Origin of the sequence: Mesobacillus zeae, from assembly GCF_003570705.1 — a bacterium.
GTDB classification, from domain to species: Bacteria; Bacillota; Bacilli; order Bacillales; family Cytobacillaceae; genus Mesobacillus_C; species Mesobacillus_C zeae.
The window spans coordinates 1-1,213 of record NZ_QWVT01000070.1 but is presented as its reverse complement, the minus strand read 5'-3'; the positions used below and the strand labels follow the sequence as shown (position 1 = coordinate 1,213).

Below are 1,213 nucleotides of genomic sequence, written 5' to 3'. Positions count from 1 at the left end.
GTGAAAAAATGGTTGGAGAGAAAATTACAATGCTTCATTTAACTTTATTCTTAGCTGCTGCAGGCGTCTTTATATGGTCAGGTATAAAACCTGCTGGTTACCCGATTTGGATATTGGAAGTTGCACCTGCCGTTATCGGACTTACAATCATAATTGCCACATACAGTAAGTTTCGTTTAACAACCCTTTCCTACAGCATTATTGTGATTCTGTCGATTATTATGTTCGTAGGCGGTCATTACACATACTCAAGGGTGCCACTTTTCAATTGGGTAAAAGACGTAATGAATTTTGACCGCAATCACTATGATCGGTTTGGCCATCTTCTAAAAGGATTATCCGTGATTGTCATAAGAGAAATACTTATAAGAAAAACTGCACTTACCAAAGGTTTTTGGCTAGCGGCTATATCTTTAAGTATTTCCCTTGCTATTGCTGCCTTGTATGAGATCATTGAATGGTTATTTTCTGAAATTTCAAAGGGAGGAAAAACGGCTAAGGATTTTTTAGGTAACCAAGGGGACATTTGGGATTCACAATGGGATATGTCATGTACTTTTATCGGTTCAATTATTGCTTTACTCTTCCTGTCAAAACTGCATAATAAATTGTTAGTACGGTTTTTATTAAAGAGTAAATGATTATACTGGGACTTGGTATTGTCAAATCCCTATTCTTATCCATATCGCGATTTTTAGAACATTTTCATGAAACCACATAAGGTTTCTTTTCATTTATACAAAATCTTTTTTAGAACCTCCTGAAAAATGCCCGCTGGAAGCGGGCATTGAAAAACTATTTGTTTGTGGATTGGTTCGTATTAGGAAGCATTTCCTTGGAGAACTCTGTTAAACCGGCCATACTCGGAGTTTGGCCTGCATTGCCGCCCGCAAAAGTATTCATCAAGTTTTTCGCAGCAGAAGGCATATTCCTGTTTTGGTTTTTGCTTAACATATATGCGGCTATGCTTACACCCAAACTCAGCAAAGATCCCCACATAACACCTTTTGTGTTTCTTTTTCCAAGCATATTCACCAAGGGTTGGCTTATCGCTGTTATCCAGTTATTATTCAAATGGAAACAATCCCTTCCTGGAAATTGGAAAGCTTTGTTTGTGTCTTCACCTTCCAAGACTTAATTTTTACTTAAAGGGATTCGAATATGCTGGTATTGTTTTGAAACAGTGCTGTAGTCCTTATTAAGAATAAGTAAG

General features: G+C 37.1%; 2 protein-coding genes. One reads left to right on the top strand and one right to left on the bottom strand.

The window, feature by feature from the left end; genetic code table 11:
- Positions 1-8 precede the first annotated feature (8 nt).
- Positions 9-641 carry a DUF2238 domain-containing protein gene (locus D1970_RS21935; protein WP_119114955.1) on the top strand — a complete coding sequence of 211 codons (633 nt, stop codon included), beginning with the start codon at positions 9-11 and terminating at the stop codon, positions 639-641.
- A 154-nt stretch (positions 642-795) separates the two neighbouring features.
- Here D1970_RS21935 and D1970_RS21930 read toward each other — a convergent pair whose 3' ends face one another.
- Positions 796-1,074 (bottom strand): hypothetical protein, encoded by a 279-nt coding sequence (locus D1970_RS21930; protein WP_246370379.1) that lies wholly within the window; start codon positions 1,072-1,074, stop codon positions 796-798.
- Positions 1,075-1,213 lie beyond the last annotated feature (139 nt).

What these genes read in the sequence shown, in the direction of transcription:
- D1970_RS21935 (WP_119114955.1), top strand. Translation starts at nt 9, where the DNA reads ATGGTTGGAGAGAAAATTACAATGCTTCATTTAACTTTATTCTTAGCT.